The 17,200-nt window shown below is 45.7% G+C and carries 18 protein-coding genes and 1 other annotated feature; of the genes, 14 read left to right on the top strand and 4 right to left on the bottom strand.

Features of this window, described 5'->3' with window-relative positions; all coding sequences use genetic code 11:
- Positions 1-650: 650 nt before the first annotated feature.
- Positions 651-1,130: a hypothetical protein gene (locus ACN6MW_RS08745; RefSeq protein ID WP_419875124.1), complete on the bottom strand. Its 480-nt coding sequence runs from the start codon at positions 1,128-1,130 to the stop codon at positions 651-653.
- 156 nt (positions 1,131-1,286) lie between these two features.
- Here ACN6MW_RS08745 and ACN6MW_RS08740 point away from each other — a divergent pair, with 156 nt between their 5' ends.
- The 11 genes from ACN6MW_RS08740 to ACN6MW_RS08690 all read left to right on the top strand — a co-directional run bounded on the left by ACN6MW_RS08740 (position 1,287) and on the right by ACN6MW_RS08690 (position 13,330).
- A complete protein-coding gene (locus tag ACN6MW_RS08740; protein ID WP_419875123.1) occupies positions 1,287-2,846 on the top strand; it encodes a LuxR C-terminal-related transcriptional regulator in 1,560 nt (519 codons plus the stop codon).
- 311 nt (positions 2,847-3,157) lie between these two features.
- Positions 3,158-4,642, top strand: a complete 1,485-nt coding sequence (locus ACN6MW_RS08735) for a diguanylate cyclase domain-containing protein (RefSeq protein WP_419875122.1) — start codon at positions 3,158-3,160, stop codon at positions 4,640-4,642.
- A 265-nt stretch (positions 4,643-4,907) separates the two neighbouring features.
- On the top strand, positions 4,908-5,285 hold the full coding sequence (locus ACN6MW_RS08730) for a hypothetical protein (RefSeq protein WP_419875121.1): 378 nt from the start codon (positions 4,908-4,910) through the stop codon (positions 5,283-5,285).
- Entirely contained in the window at positions 5,272-5,757 is a 486-nt protein-coding gene (locus ACN6MW_RS08725; protein WP_419875120.1) for a nitroreductase family protein, read from the top strand. The genes ACN6MW_RS08730 and ACN6MW_RS08725 overlap by 14 nt, the downstream gene beginning before the upstream one ends.
- A 136-nt stretch (positions 5,758-5,893) precedes the next feature.
- Positions 5,894-6,155, top strand: a binding site (T-box leader).
- 144 nt (positions 6,156-6,299) lie between these two features.
- Positions 6,300-7,385: an aspartate-semialdehyde dehydrogenase gene (asd, locus tag ACN6MW_RS08720; protein WP_419875119.1), complete on the top strand. Its 1,086-nt coding sequence runs from the start codon at positions 6,300-6,302 to the stop codon at positions 7,383-7,385.
- A gap of 187 nt (positions 7,386-7,572) precedes the next feature.
- A complete protein-coding gene (locus tag ACN6MW_RS08715; protein ID WP_419875118.1) occupies positions 7,573-7,731 on the top strand; it encodes a hypothetical protein in 159 nt (52 codons plus the stop codon).
- Between the two features lie 175 nt (positions 7,732-7,906).
- Entirely contained in the window at positions 7,907-8,683 is a 777-nt protein-coding gene (locus ACN6MW_RS08710; RefSeq protein ID WP_364145540.1) for a DeoR/GlpR family DNA-binding transcription regulator, read from the top strand.
- Positions 8,676-9,488 carry an HAD family hydrolase gene (locus ACN6MW_RS08705; protein ID WP_419875117.1) on the top strand — a complete coding sequence of 271 codons (813 nt, stop codon included), beginning with the start codon at positions 8,676-8,678 and terminating at the stop codon, positions 9,486-9,488. The genes ACN6MW_RS08710 and ACN6MW_RS08705 overlap by 8 nt, the downstream gene beginning before the upstream one ends.
- Positions 9,489-9,509: 21 nt before the next feature.
- On the top strand, positions 9,510-10,688 hold the full coding sequence (locus ACN6MW_RS08700; RefSeq protein WP_419875116.1) for an MFS transporter: 1,179 nt from the start codon (positions 9,510-9,512) through the stop codon (positions 10,686-10,688).
- Positions 10,689-10,835: 147 nt separating this feature from the next.
- On the top strand, positions 10,836-12,308 hold the full coding sequence (locus ACN6MW_RS08695) for a protein adenylyltransferase SelO (RefSeq protein ID WP_419875115.1): 1,473 nt from the start codon (positions 10,836-10,838) through the stop codon (positions 12,306-12,308).
- Positions 12,309-12,589: 281 nt separating this feature from the next.
- On the top strand, positions 12,590-13,330 hold the full coding sequence (locus ACN6MW_RS08690) for a C40 family peptidase (protein WP_419875114.1): 741 nt from the start codon (positions 12,590-12,592) through the stop codon (positions 13,328-13,330).
- Between the two features lie 107 nt (positions 13,331-13,437).
- Here the strand turns inward: ACN6MW_RS08690 and ACN6MW_RS08685 are convergent, their stop codons facing one another.
- From ACN6MW_RS08685 to ACN6MW_RS08675, 3 genes are all read right to left on the bottom strand, one after another.
- The gene (locus ACN6MW_RS08685; protein WP_419875113.1) at positions 13,438-13,977 is read right to left on the bottom strand and encodes a MerR family transcriptional regulator; all 540 of its coding nucleotides are present in this window, start codon (positions 13,975-13,977) and stop codon (positions 13,438-13,440) included.
- Positions 13,978-14,770: 793 nt separating this feature from the next.
- The gene (locus ACN6MW_RS08680; protein ID WP_419875112.1) at positions 14,771-14,959 is read right to left on the bottom strand and encodes a hypothetical protein; all 189 of its coding nucleotides are present in this window, start codon (positions 14,957-14,959) and stop codon (positions 14,771-14,773) included.
- Positions 14,960-15,004: 45 nt separating this feature from the next.
- The gene (locus ACN6MW_RS08675; protein WP_364145552.1) at positions 15,005-15,643 is read right to left on the bottom strand and encodes a cell wall hydrolase; all 639 of its coding nucleotides are present in this window, start codon (positions 15,641-15,643) and stop codon (positions 15,005-15,007) included.
- A gap of 213 nt (positions 15,644-15,856) precedes the next feature.
- On the opposite strand from ACN6MW_RS08675, the gene ACN6MW_RS08670 reads away from it, so the two are divergent.
- From ACN6MW_RS08670 to ACN6MW_RS08660, 3 genes are all read left to right on the top strand, one after another.
- Complete coding sequence (locus ACN6MW_RS08670) at positions 15,857-16,096, top strand: hypothetical protein (protein ID WP_419875111.1); 240 nt, start codon at positions 15,857-15,859, stop codon at positions 16,094-16,096.
- A 199-nt stretch (positions 16,097-16,295) separates the two neighbouring features.
- Positions 16,296-16,835 (top strand): TetR/AcrR family transcriptional regulator, encoded by a 540-nt coding sequence (locus ACN6MW_RS08665; RefSeq protein WP_419875110.1) that lies wholly within the window; start codon positions 16,296-16,298, stop codon positions 16,833-16,835.
- 15 nt (positions 16,836-16,850) lie between these two features.
- Positions 16,851-17,177, top strand: a complete 327-nt coding sequence (locus ACN6MW_RS08660) for a DMT family transporter (protein ID WP_419875109.1) — start codon at positions 16,851-16,853, stop codon at positions 17,175-17,177.
- Positions 17,178-17,200: the final 23 nt, after the last annotated feature.

Below are 17,200 nucleotides of genomic sequence, written 5' to 3'. Positions count from 1 at the left end.
TCACGCATGGAGTGAAAGAGAACTCATTGCCTCGGTTATTCTTCTATTTTTGGATTTTGGCTCACATCATTGTCTAGGGCTTCATTTAAATAATGTGTGAGCAGAAGTATTTTACGTGGTAATATTAATTTATGAATATGCCTATTTTATCCACTAAATTATATATCCCCACGCCGCGGACTAAAGTTGTCCTACGACCGTGCCTGATCGAAAGGCTGAACGAGGGTCTGGACCGGAAGCTGACCCTTATATCCGCTTCCGCGGGCTTTGGCAAGACCACACTGGTCAGCGAATGGGCCGCTGGTTGTGAGCGACCTATCGCATGGCTGTCATTAGACGAAGGGGATAACGACTTATTAAGGTTCCTGACTCACCTTGTCGCAGCTTTGCAGACGATTGCGGAGAATATTGGAGGGGGCGTGGTTAGTGCGCTCAACTCACCGCAACCACCGTTAAACGATTCGACACTAACGATTTTGATCAATGATATCTCAGCCCTGCCGCATAAATTTGTTCTTGTTCTTGACGACTACCATGTGATTGATGCCAAACCGATCGATGATGCCATCATCTTCATCCTCGAGCATCTCCCGCCTCAGATGCACTTGGTCATCTCCACCCGTGAAAATCCACAGCTTCCCCTGGGCCGTTTACGCGCCCGGGGCGACTTGACCGAGATCCGTGCCACCGATCTGCGTTTTACTCCCGGAGAAGCGGCCTCGTTCCTCAACCAGGTGATGGGCTTTGGTCTTACGCACGACGAAATTACGGTGCTCGAGACCCGCACCGAAGGCTGGATTGCGGGGCTCCAGCTGGCGGCGCTCTCGATGCGCGGGCGCGAGGACATTCCTGCGTTTATTCGTGCATTCGCAGGAGAGAATCGGTACATTGTGGACTATCTGGTTGAAGAGGTCCTGCAGCGTCAGCCCGACCATGTCCGAAGCTTCTTGCTTCAGACCTCCATTCTCGACCGGTTGCATGGTCCGCTGTGCGATGCCGTCACCGGTCAGGAGGAAGGCAGCATACAGTTGGATGCCCTTGAGCGAGGCAACTTCTTTGTCGTTCCACTGGATGACAAGCGCCGCTGGTATCGCTATCATCACCTCTTTGCCGAGGTTCTCTCTGCGCATTTGAGGGCGGACCAGCCTAATCAGATAGCTGAGCTACATCGGCGCGCGGGCAGGTGGTACGAACAGCATGGCTCGACCACAGATGCTATCCGCCACGCGTTGGCAGCTGAGGATTTCGCGCGAGCGGCAGACCTGGTGGAGATGGCAATGCCAGCCATGCAGAGGAGCAGACAGGAGGCTTCGGTGCTGGGCTGGCTGAAGGAACTCCCATATGAGCTGGTCCGCTGCAGGCCTGTTCTTAGTGTTGGGTATGCCTGGGCGTTACTTGCTGGCAATGAGCTGGATACCGTTGAGGAAAAATTGCGAGATGCAGAACGGTGGTTGGAGGAGACGGCAGACTTGCTTGAGCGAAGGGAAGTCTCGCTGGCCGCGATGGTAGTCGTAGACGAAGAAGGATTTCGCGGTCTCCCGGCTACGATCGCTTTGTACCGTGCCGCACATGCTCAGGCTCTTGGTGATATACCCGCCACCATCAAATACGCCCGGCGGGTGCTCGACCTCGTCCCGGAGGGCGACCCTCTCCGTCGCGGGTCGGCAGCTGCGCTCCTCGGACTTGCATCCTGGACGAACGGAGATCTCGAGGCGGCATACCAAACGTTTACCGATGGCATGGCAAGTGTGCAGTCCGCCGGAGGTATCTCTGATGCAATCGGGGGCACAATCGCTCTGGCTGATATTCGGATTGCGCAAGGTAGACTGCGCCAAGCAAGGCGTATCTATGAGCGGGGATTGCAGATTGCAACGGAACAGGGCGAGCCTGCAATACGGGGAACGGCGGACATGTATGTGGGAATAAGTGTGCTCTGCCGTGAACATAACGACCTGCATGCCGCTACGCAGCATCTGCTGCGAAGCAAGGAACAGGGCGAGCACACCGGGTTTCCGCAAAACGGGTATCGCTGGTGCGTTGCAATGTCTCGAATACGGGAGGCTCAAGGAGATCTGGACGCTGCGCTCCACCTGCTTCTCGAGGCAGAGCAGCTGTATGTGAGCGACTTTTTCCCAAATGTGCGTCCTATTGCGGCAGTGAAGACAAGGATGTGGCTTTCGCAGGGGAGGTTGGGTGAAGCTCTCGACTGGGCACGGGAGCAAGGTTTGTCCGCCCGGGACGACCTTAGCTATCTGCGCGAATTCGAGCACATCACCTTGGCTAGGGTGCTCATGGCCAAGTATAAGAATGACCGTACAGACGACTCGATGCTTGAGGCTATGGAACTCATGGAGCGCCTCCTCCATGCGGCGGAGGAAGGAGAGAGAACGGGAAGTGCGATTGAAATTCTAATATTGCAGGCACTTGCTCACCATATGCAAGGCGACCTCCCTGCTGCGTTTGTGCCGCTGGCACGCGTGCTGACACTGGCTGAGCCGGAGGGATATGTCCGCATCTTCGTGGACGAAGGCCGACCCATGGCGGACCTGCTGGATACGGCCGTGAAAAAGGGGATAGCCCTGAATTATGCCCATCACCTCCAGACAGCCTTTGGCAGGGATGATCTCAAACCGCTTGCCAAAAAAGTTGTGAGCGAGCCGCTCAGCGAACGTGAACGTGACGTGCTTCGGCTGCTCGGAACTGACTTGAGCGGTCCGGAAATTGCCCGAGAACTCATGGTGTCCTTAAACACCCTGCGGACCCACACCAAGAACATTTACGACAAGCTTGAAGTAAACAACCGCCGGGCGGCAGTCCGCCGGGCAAAGGAACTCGATATTTTATAAAACATCCGTAACTACTAACCCCGGCCCTGGCGATCATGCCGGGGCTTTTTCTCTCTTCCGCACACCCTCCCGATTAACAAATAACCACATTAATTTTTACATCAATCACCACATGAACGTGTAAATTCTAACTTAAGATCATTTATATAAGAAAGAAACGAGAGCAAAAGCTTTACTTATAAACGGAACAACAGAGAGTGATCATTACTATTTAAATAAAACTATTTAGATATCGGACTGATCGAGTATGATAGAGAGGAACCAGGAATTTAGCTAGAATTTGCAGTTGGAGTTCATAGGAGGATACTTCATTGACAATACATCGAAATGAACGTTTATTGGCTATATTTGCTATCGTGGTCATCGTGATAAAATCATTCATTTCAATCCAGGAGGGCAGCTATAATCTGATTTTATATATTTTAAACATGCTAGCACCTTTAACGGCAGTCGTTGTCTTGAATGTTGTCATACGAAGTCATACCAAACGAATTAACAAAACATTTTGGACATTAATGACAATAGGTGCCGCTTGTGAGTTTATAGCGCAAATGATTTGGGGATCGTATGAAGTATTCTGGTCCGTAGAAGCTCCCGAAATAAGCATAGCTGATCTATTTTGGATGTGTGAATCTATCTTGTATCTAGCAGCCCTCTTTGTCTGGCTTGAGAGTACTAGAGAAAGAAAACGATATATCATTGATTCACTGGCCATTATTATTAGTATTTCAATCATTTTCTGGGAATATGTGATGAAGCCTGCCGTGTTCAACGAGGAAAGTATGTATATACTCCTTGTCGATATGTGTTATCCGTTTACATCGATTATTATGATTTTCGTTACATCGGTTTGGCTGCTGAACGGAGAACGCAGGATGAATAGGGCCACAATAGGAATTTTAACGTTGGGTTTCCTCCTGTGCGCTTCAGGTGACTTGTTCTATGTTGTGTTAATTGATGTTTATAAATTGGAAGCTTGGGAGCCGATCATTGATTCATTCTGGTCATGCGCTGTTTTTTGTTTTGCAGCAGCAGGTTTGTTTTCTTTACAAGATTTACCTAGTAAATATTCGCTCATGGAAACCATTGTAGGACGTATTATCCGATTTTCGAGTCCTTATATTGGTTTAGTGCTCCTAGTCGGCAATTTGCTGGTGGAACGACAAATCGATCTAGTGACTGAAATAGGTCTCTTGCTTACCATAGGGATTATCTTGACACGACAGGTGTTATTATTTCTGGAACGGGAGAAATTACTTGATCAGTTGAGAGCTGCACTTGAACAATCCAATTATTTAGCAAACCATGACAGCTTAACTGGAATTCTAAATAGAAGAAAGTTCGAAGAAGAGCTCACAAGAGCGATTTCGAATGCAAAGACTTCAAAAGGTAAAGTTGCGCTGCTTTTTTTCGATTTGGACAAGTTCAAACCCGTTAACGATCAATATGGACACAGCGCAGGTGATCTTCTATTAAAATTAGTTGTCGATCGCTTGAAGCCGTTACACCGGGAAGGGTTACATATTGCGCGATTCGGCGGAGATGAATTTGGGATCTGTATTGAACATGGTGATGATCTTGATCATGTAGAAGAAGTAGCCCAATGGATAATAATGAAAATTTCACAGCCTTTTGATTTGCATGGCTGCACGATTCATACTTCTTCCAGTGTCGGGATTTCTTTGTACCCTGATCATGCGCAAACGATGAAGGAATTGCTTCATCATGCTGATCAGGCTATGTATCAAGCGAAAATTTCCGGTGGTAATCGGTTCAACCATTTTTCAGGGGTTTGATCGGGGAGATTCAATGCGCTGCTCAAGCACGTTTCCACTGGAGTTAAGCGCAGCTTCCACAGGCTTTCTCGACTCATTAGATGCTAGATCAATTTTGTCTTGATTAGGCAAGTTAATCCTCCTCCATGAAAAAGCCGCTCTTGAGCGGCTTCTTTTTTTTTTCAAAATAAATCTTGACAGAGATTAGTTAGACCGTATACATTTGTATACAACGGAATTCGCTGTATACAAATGTATACGGAGAAATGAATAAGGAGGAAAAAATATGCGTGAAGGACATGAACACAAAGGCAAGCGCGGTCATAGAGAGCATAGGGAACACCGAGAGCATGGGCACCATCATCCCAAAAGCGCTCAAACCTTTCGTCGCGGCAGGGCAACAGCATTTTTGGATAAGCTTAACGTAAACCGTTCGACCTTGCAGCGGCAGTTAAATGAGCCGGAGTTTGAATCCATTAAACAGGTCATTAGCGGTGAATTAAAAGCAACAGAGGCGATCATCGAAGAGTTTATCCATATGTTTCAGCTTCATGAGCTATCTTCTGACGATAGAATTTTTAGCGATAACACAGATTCTAACGAAAACGCAGCTGCTAACGACATTAAAAGCGAGGACGGTAATCCAAAAAATGAAAATAATTGAGGTCATTAAATCCCGAAGAAACATTAAGCAGTTTAAGCCGGCTCCGATTAGCGAAAAAAACTTGTTATTTTGGCTGGAAGCGGCTAGTTATGCGCCTAATCACCGTATGAACGAACCATGGGAGCTCCTGTTTATCGGAGCAGAAACGAGAGCGAAATTAAATCATAAAACGGACTTTGGCGGAGCCCCTGTCGTTCTTGCAGTGTTGTCCAAATCCGCCCCCACTTCGTTTGAACGTGACGAGAATGTTATGGCTGCCTCTTGTTTCGTACAAAATTTTTTATTAGCTGCAAATGAAGAAGGCGTAGGCGCCTATTGGGCTTCTTTGGGCGCTTCGCCCCATAATCGCAGCATTCTCGGTGTGCCTGAGGGATACGATGTTATTGGCGTATTTGGAATTGGCTATCCAGCGGAAGTTCCGATTGCCAGGCCGAGAACGCCGATTGCTTCCAAAATCAAATATTTACCTTAAACATACTCTTATGCCTGTTAGAGTGAAGCCGAGCGCCACAATAGAGAAATCAGATTATGTTCGGTATGAAATGTTTTCTAATTTTTAAAAATGATGTTTACCAAACGAGAGATTTCTGATAATATAATCGCAACATTTAAATGCGACGAAGAGAAGAGTAAATAAAAGAATTCTTTCGCAGAGAGCTCCGTTAGCTGAAAAGGAGTAAGAGTTCCTTATTGAAAAAAGTCTCAGAGCAGCACCTCGGAACCCGCATAAGGGGGATGTTGTGTCAGGAGCTCCTGTTACAGAGCTAGAGTATAAGCATTACTTGGTAATGCCGTACTTGAAGAGGCTGATATGGCGACATATTGGCGAATCTGGGGTGGTACCGCGAGCATACAAATCTCGTCCCTAAGACTGATCAAAGTCTTGGGGGTGGGATTTTTTTTATATTGACGCGAAAGAAATACAGGTTACCTTTAATATAAGGAAACTAAATTAGACGGTTTGAATAAATATTTAGGAAAGATCATCCGATACAGAAGGGAATTTAACAGCATATGACTGAAAAATTAAAGGTTGGTATTGTAGGAGGAACGGGTATGGTAGGCCAGCGGTTTGTCCAGTTGCTGGATCAGCATCCCTGGTTCAAGGTAACGGCAATTGCAGCAAGCGCCAGCTCGGCAGGAAAAACGTATGAAGAGTCTGTGCAAAACAGATGGAAGCTGTCCAGCCCGATTCCTGAAGCAGTGAAAAATATCGTCGTTCAGGATGCATCGAAAGTGGAGGAGTTTTCCGCTCAAGTCGATTTTATTTTCTGCGCAGTTGATATGAAAAAAGATGAAATTAAAGCTTTGGAAGAAGCATACGCAAAGACGGGCACGCCTGTTGTTTCCAATAATTCGGCTCACCGCTGGACACCGGATATCCCAATGGTTATTCCGGAGATTAACCCAGGGCATATTGAAGTGATTGCCGCGCAAAGAAAACGGCTTGGAACCTCGACCGGATTTATTGCTGTTAAGCCTAACTGTTCCATTCAGAGTTATGTGCCGGCACTGCATGCCTTGCTGGATTACAAACCAACAAAAGTAGTGGCCTCGACGTACCAGGCGATATCCGGAGCTGGAAAAAACTTTACCGATTGGCCTGAAATGTTAGATAACGTTATCCCTTATATTGGGGGCGAGGAAGAAAAAAGCGAGCAGGAGCCGCTGCGCATTTGGGGCAGCTTGGTAAATAACGAAATTATTAAAGCAAGCGCACCATTGATCACAACGCAGTGTATCCGCGTTCCCGTATTGGATGGGCATTTGGCTACAGTATTTGTTGAGTTTGAGAATAAACCATCGAAAGAAGAAATTCTCGATCGCTGGCTGAATTTCAAAGGACGACCGCAGGAGCTCGGCCTGCCAAGCGCGCCAAAACAATTTATAACTTATTTTGAAGAAGAGAACAGACCGCAGACGAAGCTTGATCGTGACATTGAACGCGGCATGGGTGTATCGGCGGGAAGATTGCGTGAGGACTCTCTATACGATTTTAAATTTGTAGGACTATCGCATAATACATTGCGTGGAGCGGCGGGCGGTGCTGTTCTGATCGCGGAACTGCTTAAAGCCGAAGGTTACATTCAGGCAAAATAGAAGCATGCTCTATCATTTGAATAGCAGGACAAAGCAGCAGGCACTCTGATCCTATCAGAGGCTTGCTGCTTTCTTTTCGTTATAAAATAAATGAATTATTAGACTAATATAGTAGGAAAAAGAAGCACGATTCCCGCATCTTCATAATATATTAAACTATGACAAGATGGGGGGAGGTACTAATAGTATGCCTGCTATTTTAGTTCAAATTGCTTTTATCATTGTTTTCGTATGGTCGATTGTCATGTTGGTCCAAGATTTAAAGGTATCTCGTAAAGAATGGCTGAATGTGTTGCTTCATGCCGCTGTTGCCGTGATAACTCTTCATTTTTTTCTAGCTTATTAAGTTGATAGGATTGAACAGGCGCCGCAAGGCAGCCTGTTCTTTTTTTGCCTAGAGGAGTCTGCGAATGATGCATAAAAGACGATAAATAATTGAATTTACTTATGTTATAAAGTATAATTCCTTAAAAGATGCAATAATCCTTAAGTGTACCGCCATGAAGGAGGAGGCAATGAGCATGTTTCAAGAAGAACGGATAAACGCGATTATGGAGCATTTGAATCAACATGAACGAATCGATATTAAAGATATTTGTCAACAATTCGAGGTATCCCGAGATACTGCAAGGCGGGATCTTTTGAAGATGGAAGAGCTGGGCCTTATCATCCGTACGCATGGCGGGGCCGTTTTGCCGAAAAAAACAAAAGAAATATTCGAGTACAAGGAGCGGCTGGTAAGAGAATCCGGCGAGAAGCATGAGATTGGTCATTTTGCGGCTTCACTCGTTAAAAACGGTGATTTTATCATGATGGATGCTTCAACGACCGTTCAATTCGCTGCGGAAAATTTATCGTCCGAAAATGTCGTTGTCGTTACCAACTCGATAGATATCGCAGATGTGTTATCCCGAAAAAAAACAGTAAGGACTTTTTTATTAGGCGGAGAACTGAACTCTCAGCATCGTTTTCTATTCGGGAAATCCACGATTGATAAGTTGGCCGATTACCAAGTGGATAAGTTGTTTCTAGGCGCCTGCGGCATTACGGCTAACGGCTTGTCTTATCCCCATGAGGAAGACGGAGTCGTGAAGCGGGAAATGATTAAACGGGCAAATCAAGTCATTGTGCTGGCTGACCATACAAAGTTCGGCGATCAGATGTTTTACAAAATAGCCGGGTTGGATTCCGTTGATTTGTTGATCACGAACCAGAAACCGAATCGGGAAATGATGGAGAAGCTTGCCGAGCACCATGTCGAACTATTAGTCGTATCGGAGGGAGAAAGCGATGATTAAACTGATTGTAAGTGATTTAGACGGCACCTTATTAGACCATACGCGCCGGATTAACGATAGGGATCTCCAAGCCGTGAAAACAGCTATCGGCGACGGGTTTGAATTTTGCATTGCATCAGGCAGAATGTACTCCGAAATCAATATCATCATGCAGGAATTTAATTCTTGTTATCATGCGATAGGCCAGAACGGAGCCACTATTCATAAGAAAGAAACGGGTTATTTGGCTTCCTCCGTTTTTGATGCGGGAACAGCCTCCCGAATACTTCAATTAACGAACAAATACGATCATTTTATTAATTTTGTCCATTGTACGGATGATTCCTTCTATATCAAGAAACGTACGGATGTCACCCATCCTTATGAAGCACGCATTATGACAGCATGTACCGAGCGTGTTGATTTGAAAGAAGCGATAAGAGCGGAAGAAATAAGATGCTGCAAGCTTTCTTATTTTGGCGAGCTTGAGCAGCTGATTCAATTGAAGTCAGAATTAAACAGCCAGTTTGAAGGTGAAATAGAAACGTTTATTTCCGACAAAGATTGCCTTGATGTGATGCCGCTGCGTGTCTCGAAAGGGGCCGGGTTAACGCTTCTGATCAAAGAGCTGGGTCTCAGCCCAAATGAAGTGGCGTGCATAGGCGATTCATTTAACGATTTATCCATGTTTGCCGTAACCGAGCATAGCTTTGCCATGGGCGGCAGCCATATCGACATAAGAAACCAAGCGAGTGCCGTCGTGCCTTCCGTGGCCGAAGCGATTAATCAGATCATCTCATATAACCGCTCTTTTATTAAAGGATAGGTATTGAAAGGTGCTGATTGGATGAAACGGATGGTTTGGTTAGGCTGCGCGGCATATTTTCTGATAGGACTTGCAACGGTGGCGCTTGGTGCTTTGTTACCGGCAATGCTGCATGATTACAGCCGAAATTATAGCAGCGGCGGACAATTGGTTTTTACTCAATTTGCAGGTTTTTTTATTGGGGTTGTTTTGGCGCCGATGGCGTCTCAGCGTCTAGGGTATCAGCGATCGATCATGCTGGGAGTGCTCAGTTTGGTTATCGTACACAGCACATTATTATTCCACCCCCACTGGTACCTGGTGATGCTTCTTGTGGCTTTAAACGGATTTGGATTTGGGCTGACCCAAACGGCAATAGGGGCTTTCTTATTGGAATCCGATAAAAATGGCGCTGTAACGATGAGCCGGCTGGAGGTATCATTTGGAATCGGAGCTTTGGCCATGCCTTTGGTGTCGAGTTTCATCATTGCGCAGTATTCGTGGAATTGGTCTTTTGCCATTGTTATCGCAGCCGCGATTATTAACTTGGCGCTGTGGAGCAAGAAATTCGTGACTCATGATGTCCGTAATGCGGCTCATCAAAGTCCTTCCAAAAACGTTGAAACGTTCAGCGAAAAGGGGAAAAAGCAAGTTCTTCTTTCCAAGCTTGCTTTCTTTGTTTGTTTCGTATTTCTGTACGTCGGGCTTGAAACAAGCATTATTAATTTCTTGCCGTCGATATTCGTACAACATTTTAGTCTGAACACAGCAGACGCAACGCTTTCGGTCACCTTTTTTTGGATCGCTATGGTTATTGGAAGATTGTTTTCGGGTATTATTGCGGAGAAGATTAATTATAGCCGGTTTTTGGTTGGCAGTACGTTAGGCGCCGTTATGTTTCTCATTTGCATTGCTCTAGTTAAAAATACGATTGCGGCGTTCGCGATTGTGCTAATCATCGGTCTTTTTTTATCGGGTATCTTTGCAATCGCGCTTGTATTCGCTAACCGGATGTTTATCGGAAATACGAAACAAACAACAAGCATTCTGATCGCATCGGGCGGTGTTGGAGGAGCGCTGCTGCCGTTGCTGATCGGCTGGAGCATGGATCACTTGCTAGCTGCAAAAACCATGTGGATTCTCGTCGTTTGCTCTTTACTCATGTTCATTTGTCTACTCCTTGTACGTAGAAATACGGAGAGTACTTCAAGTGCAAATTAAGCCTCGGCATGCGCTGTCCAGGTGTGGAAATGGTATAATAAAATGGGAAAAGCAAACACTAAAAAGGGCTGCCTAGTGTTGTAGATTAGAAAGTAGATAGCTAAAAAACTATCATAATGCCTATAAAAGAACACGAAAGGTGCTGCGATGACACATAAAAAAGCAAGGACAGAAGGATGGAACTTCGACAACAGTTATGCGCGTTTGCCGGAATCATTTTTCACTACGATGACGCCACCCCCAGTAAGCTCACCCGAATTGGTCATTTTTAATGAACCGTTGGCAGCGTCGTTAGGGCTGGACTCTCAAGCGCTGCAGAGCAAGGAGGGCGCGGCTTTATTAGCCGGCAATCAGATTCCCGAGGGAGCTTTGCCTCTTGCTCAAGCTTATGCCGGGCATCAATTCGGTCATTTAAATCGGTTAGGGGACGGCCGGGCTTTGCTGCTTGGCGAACAGATTACTCCCCAAGGCGAAAGGTTTGATATTCAGCTTAAGGGTTCCGGCAGAACGCCGTACTCCCGCGGAGGCGACGGCCGCGCGGCGCTTGGACCGATGCTGCGCGAATACATCATCAGTGAAGCCATGCATGCACTTGGTATTGCAACTACGCGCAGCCTAGCGGTGGTTGCAACCGGTGAATCCATATTTCGTGAAACCGTGCTTCCGGGCGCTATACTGACCCGTGTCGCTGCAAGTCATTTGCGAGTCGGCACCTTTCAATACGCTTCCAAATGGGGGTCTGCCGATGACCTGCGGGAACTGGCTGATTACACCTTGCAAAGACATTTTCCGGAAGTGGGCACAGAGGGGAATCGTTATTTATTACTGCTTCAGGAAGTGATCAAGCGCCAAGCCATGCTGATTGCAAAATGGCAGCTTGTCGGCTTTATTCACGGAGTAATGAACACCGACAATATGGCCCTTAGCGGAGAAACCATTGATTATGGCCCTTGCGCCTTTATGGACGTCTATAACCCCGAAACGGTATTCAGCTCGATTGATACTCATGGCCGTTATGCCTATGGCAATCAGCCGCCTATCGCAGTGTGGAATCTTGCGAGATTTGCTGAAACCCTCCTGCCGCTGCTGGATCCGAACGAAGAACAAGCGGTCAAACTGGCGGAGGATGCACTTTCAGATTTTAGCGAATCGTATCACCGTCATTGGCTCAAGGGGATGAGGGCAAAGCTGGGCATCTTTAATGAAGAGGCTGAGGATGAAACCCTTATTTCTGGTTTGCTCGGTATGATGCAGAAGGATCAAGCGGACTATACCAATACCTTCAAGGCTTTAACCTTTGACAAGCCGGAGGATTCGGTGCTGTTTGACAGCACGGAATTTAAGCAGTGGCATAAGCAGTGGCAGGCGAGGCTGGGCAGGCAGCAGGAGTCCAAAGCCGACTCGCAGCAGTTGATGCGAAACAGTAACCCTGCGGTAATTCCGCGTAACCACCGGGTGGAGGAAGCTTTAGCAGCCGCGGTGAAACAAGGAGACTACAGTGTGATGGAGAGGCTGCTTGAGGTTCTGGCGAACCCTTACGCACATGCTCCGGAACAAGAAGAATACTGCGCGCTTCCCGGGCAATCCAACCTTCCTTACCGAACCTTTTGCGGTACCTAATATAAAAAAAACTAGAAACCAGAAAAGGGCGCGCGATTGGCCCTTTTTTTGTTTGCTTATTTTGCGGGGATGAGGAACTCAAAGTAATATAAAATAAAATTATTTTGCATTTTTCGAAAGCGGTTTATAGGGTTTGTAAAGATTAAACAACTCTCATTATTTTTTAATAAAAAGATATAAACCCCTATTAATGCTAGGTTTTTGCTCTCATAGGAATTATTTAGGTAACTTAATACCTGCTATATTAAGTCTTATCTAAACGAATGGGAGGCAACAAATAAATGCAGCTAGAATTACTGAAAAAGAAGATTGTTATTGTCGGGATGAGTGCAGTTATCGGGTTTGGTGCTTTAGGAATCGCACCGGCGCCTTTTGCTTCTAAAGTTGAAGCAGCCGTGACCTATGAGACGAAAGTCGAGATCGGGGTAAATCTCAGAACCCAGCCGAGCACCAGTGGAAAAGTGATCCGTCTCATCTCCAAAGGCGAGAGCATTAACGTTATTTCTAAAGTTAACAGCTATTGGCTGAAAGTAAGTACCAAGGATAATAAAACCGGGTACATATCCGCCAACTCGAAATATACGAATTATAATGGCGGCAGCAGCAGTACCGGCAGCAGTCAAGCGTCTTCAAGCTCGAAGGCCGATAGGGTCATCAGCCTAGCTCAAAGCTACAAAGGCCGTGTGAGCTACGACTTCGGCACGAGAAATCCAAGCCGTCTAATTTTTGACTGCTCTTCCTTTACGGAATTCATCTTCGCTAAGGTAGGGGTAGATTTAAAGTGGGGAACGAGAGTTCAGAAAAGCCAAGGGACTGCTGTAAGCAAGAGCAATCTTCGCAAAGGCGATCTGGTCTTCTTTGATACGATTGGCAGCAACAACCGCGCTATTAATCATGTCGGCATTTATATGGGCGGCGGGAAGTTTATTCATAATACGCCGTCTGTCGATGGGATTGCCATTAGCAGCTTAAGCTCCGGTTGGTGGTCAAGCCATTACGTCAGCGCGCGCAGAGTTTTGTAATCGATAGATAATAGAACAAGAAGACCAAAAACTCCGTCCCTCAGTGGGCGGAGTTTTTGGTCTGAAGTCCGATAGGCATTGGAACGGCTCCTCTGCCTATTATCACTTTACAAGAATGAGAAAAGGGAACGCAAAAGGCCTTTTTTCTTAGTTGGAGCTTGAAGTTTAGCGGCAGCAGCAGGATGAATCTCATCGCGCGCCTGGTGTGTTTTGCTGCTGGAAACCTGAATAGATTCTAAGGAGGCGGCTAATTGGTTGACCATTTGGCGCAGCTCCTCGAGCTCCTCACGCTGCCGGAGCAGCTGTATCGAGACGACTTCGTCGGCTTTCTGGTCAAGCGAGCGTTCGACCTGCTCGATGCGGGTAAACATATCTACCATAGACGAATCATGCTTTTGCAAGGGGAGCTCATCCTGCAGGGGCTCCGACGGCTGCTTGGTACCCACGAGAGTAATGCGATCCAATGTTTCCCCGTGATTGATTCGGTCTTTAATGTGGATGAGCAGGCCCATGTCCTGCTCCGAGAATATATAGTGGCCAAATCGGTCCTTTTGAAAAAAATGCGGGAAAGTTGAAGCCCAACGTTTGATCGTTGTTTGACTGACAGAAAGAAGATCTGCGGCATCCTTCGTTTTCAAAATACCCATTTCGATCCCTCCGCTTCGGATGTTCTGTATGGATAATTCGCCGTGATTAAACGACTCCCTGCACGGGTGACAAAGGAAGTGCTGATTCGATAAACAAAGTGTTTTTACGAGTAAACATGCGTCTAAGTAGGAGAGAAGCAGGTCCGACTGTAGTCTCATTAACCGGGGTTTGAAGAGTTTACCTTCAACTCACGGTTTTTATCTAATGGCGTATTTGAGCAAAAAGAAGCCCAACAGCCTTATAAGGTTGTTGGGATCCTTTGGGTTAGAAAAGTCGACCTGTACGAAAATAACGGTCGCGAGAGCCAACAAGACAACTCCAAAAATGAGGCCAATCAGTTTCCAAATCCGGCCTTTCTTCCTTTTCTCCTTCATTATCATTCCACCTTTGCATTTTCGAGGATCACAGCACATGGCACTCTCTGCATTTTACTGGAAATGGAAAAATATGAATTCCAGCCAAGGTCGTGCTTCTTCCCTCGACTAAAGAGCAGATTATACAAAGGCGATCCGTGAAATTTTGGCTTGAGATTAGGGTGGGATTTCATGAAACAAATTAGGCTTATGGAATGGGTTCTTGAGGAAGAGGTAGAACGTAGGAGGGGATTTTACAAAGACTATCATTCATTAATTCCTTGGGTGATTGCCGGATGAACACGATGTTAAGCAGTTGTGCTAACGGGTATCTTATGTAAAAAAGAAGCAGGAGCCGCGGAAGCGCCTGCTCTATTTATTGTACTAAAGGCACCAAGCTTAAGGTAGTTACACTTTTTGGGCATGAACAACTACGCAATTAAAGATTTTCATCAAAGGATCGGGTTTTAACGAGATCCATAACGAAAGCTCCCAAATCATCGTAACTCATTGCGTATAATTTATCTTTAAAGGCTTCTGAAACGGTCTCTTTTTTGGTAATCTCTTTAATGATATCAATGACCACTTCAACTCTCGCTTTTTGTCGGTCTTTGGTTCCATTTCTCATTCATTTGTTCTCCTGTTCTGGATCATAGCTCTTTCTTGGAGATCTCTACAGTGTAAATAGATGGTTCCCGATTTTCTTGGTGGCCGTACGCGTCTTGAACCAACTCGATTTGGAGATGTCCGGATTAAAATAGAACAACGCATTACCGGTCGGGTCCATCCCTTTTACCGCTGCTTTAGCGGCCTTGAATGCCGTTTGATTCGGTATAAGCCAGTACTGTCCATCCTTTACGGCTGAGAAAGCATTGGGCTCCATAATCACTTCTTTTACTGTTTTCGGAAACTTTGAAGACTGGAGGCGATTCATTACGACCGCACCGACAGCCACTTGGCCTTTATAATCTTCACCTCTGGCCTCAGCGTAAATAACACGCGCAAGCATGGAGAGCTCTTTTTTGTTAACCGACAATTTTTTGAGCTTCGCCCATGTTCTCGGGCCTACAACGCCGTCACTCTGGAGCCCGTTATTTTTTTGGAAACGTTGAACCGCACTGCGGGTGACCTTTCCGAAACTGCTATCTATTGGTAAATTGTAATAACCCATCGTCTGAAGCCGGAACTGCAGATCCGGAATGGCCTGTCCTTCGCTTCCGTATTTCAAGACAGTCGAAGCATCTGCTTTGTGATTTGTGGCGGTTGCGGTAACGAGCACGAGTAGAGCGAATAGCGCTAAAAATCTGTACATGATGTTGAATCCCTCCGTATGCAAATTGTAGGTAAAATACTGTATAGCTTGGAGCGTTTATTCTAGCACAGCATGAATAGGATAATCTTGTTAAGTTTTTCTCATCTACCCGCCCCCTGAAAGAATGGAAATGTATCGAATAGATATTATATTTAAGAACAAATCGTTACGGTAAGTTAAAAAAATACTGATCACGGTTATTAGGAGTGTACTATGCAGGGTGACATTGAATTAGCGATGGAAAAGATCGAGCAGCTTAATTTTCGTAATCAAAGAGCCATGATGGAATTAGTAAAAAGAAGCCTAAAATTAAATGATGATGAGTTTACGAAAGAATTGCTTGTAGCCTATGCTCATCAAAACCCTATCCATATTTTAGAGGTGGCAGTTGCCCTGCAATATGAAGAAATCATTAAGGCGCTGCCAGATAAATTTACTAATGATAAAAGTTAATCGATAGGGAAGACGAGTTTTGGAGCAGGCTGGCTAGAAAGAAGCTCCTGTACTGAGGGGTAACAAGAGCTTAATAAAAACAAATGAGGCAGCCGTGATGGATTCGGCTGTCTTTTCCATGTTAACGGGCAAGTTAAAGCAGTAAACTCATTTTGACAAAAAACCGTCTGGACGGTATAGTAAATACGAGGTGAAAATTATGAACAGTAATTCAAAACGTAATCTTATTTTATCTGCTGCTTCATCTATCATAAAAACGCTCGGTGCTGAAAAACTTACGCTTGAGGCAGTTGCGAAAGAAGCTGGAATCAGTAAAGGCGGTTTACTCCACCATTTTCCCAACAAGCAGGCGCTAATATCTGCAATGGTTGAAGAGTCAACGAACGACTTTGTTTCGAACATGAATGAAAGGGCGGCAAATGCAGCCGGTGATGGCAAGTGGAGCCGTGCTTATATTGAGGCAACTTTCGTTGATGATAAAAGCGGAAATGGAAACGAACTAAATACAGCCATTATCGCATCACTGTTTACTAATCCGGATTTACTGCTAAAGCTGCAAAACGAGTATTCAAACTGGCAAAAGAAAATTGAAAATGACGGAATTGATCCGGTGCTCGCCACCATCGTTCGATTAGCGGTTGATGGATTATGGTTTTCTGAAATATTTGAGGTGGGGGATTTGAACAGTGAATTACGGAAAAAGGTAATAACGTATTTAACAAATATGACTAAGAGATAAGGGGGAAAGCCCATTTTGAATGCATATATTTTTTTAGCGGTCGCTATAGTAGCTGAGGTTTTTGCCAGTTCTATGCTGAAATTGTCAGATGGCTTTAAAAATCGGCTTCCATCCCTGTTTCTGGTCATTGGATATATCTTGTCTTTTTATAGTCTATCACTGGCTCTGAAGGTTTTTCCGTTAGGAACAGCCTACGCAATATGGGCGGGAGTCGGAACCTCTTTGACTGCATTAATAGGTGTTCTCCTGTATAAAGAGCTTTTTAACTACAAGAAACTATTGGGTATGGTCTTAATTATCGGGGGCGTTGTAATGATGAACCTTGCCGGGGGCAGTCATTAAAATGTTATCAAAGGGGGGCATGG

It is taken from the genome of Pristimantibacillus sp. PTI5 (assembly GCF_048572955.1).
In the GTDB taxonomy this organism is placed as follows: domain Bacteria; phylum Bacillota; class Bacilli; order Paenibacillales; family Paenibacillaceae; genus Pristimantibacillus.
This window is presented reverse-complemented; position numbering and strand designations above follow the sequence as displayed.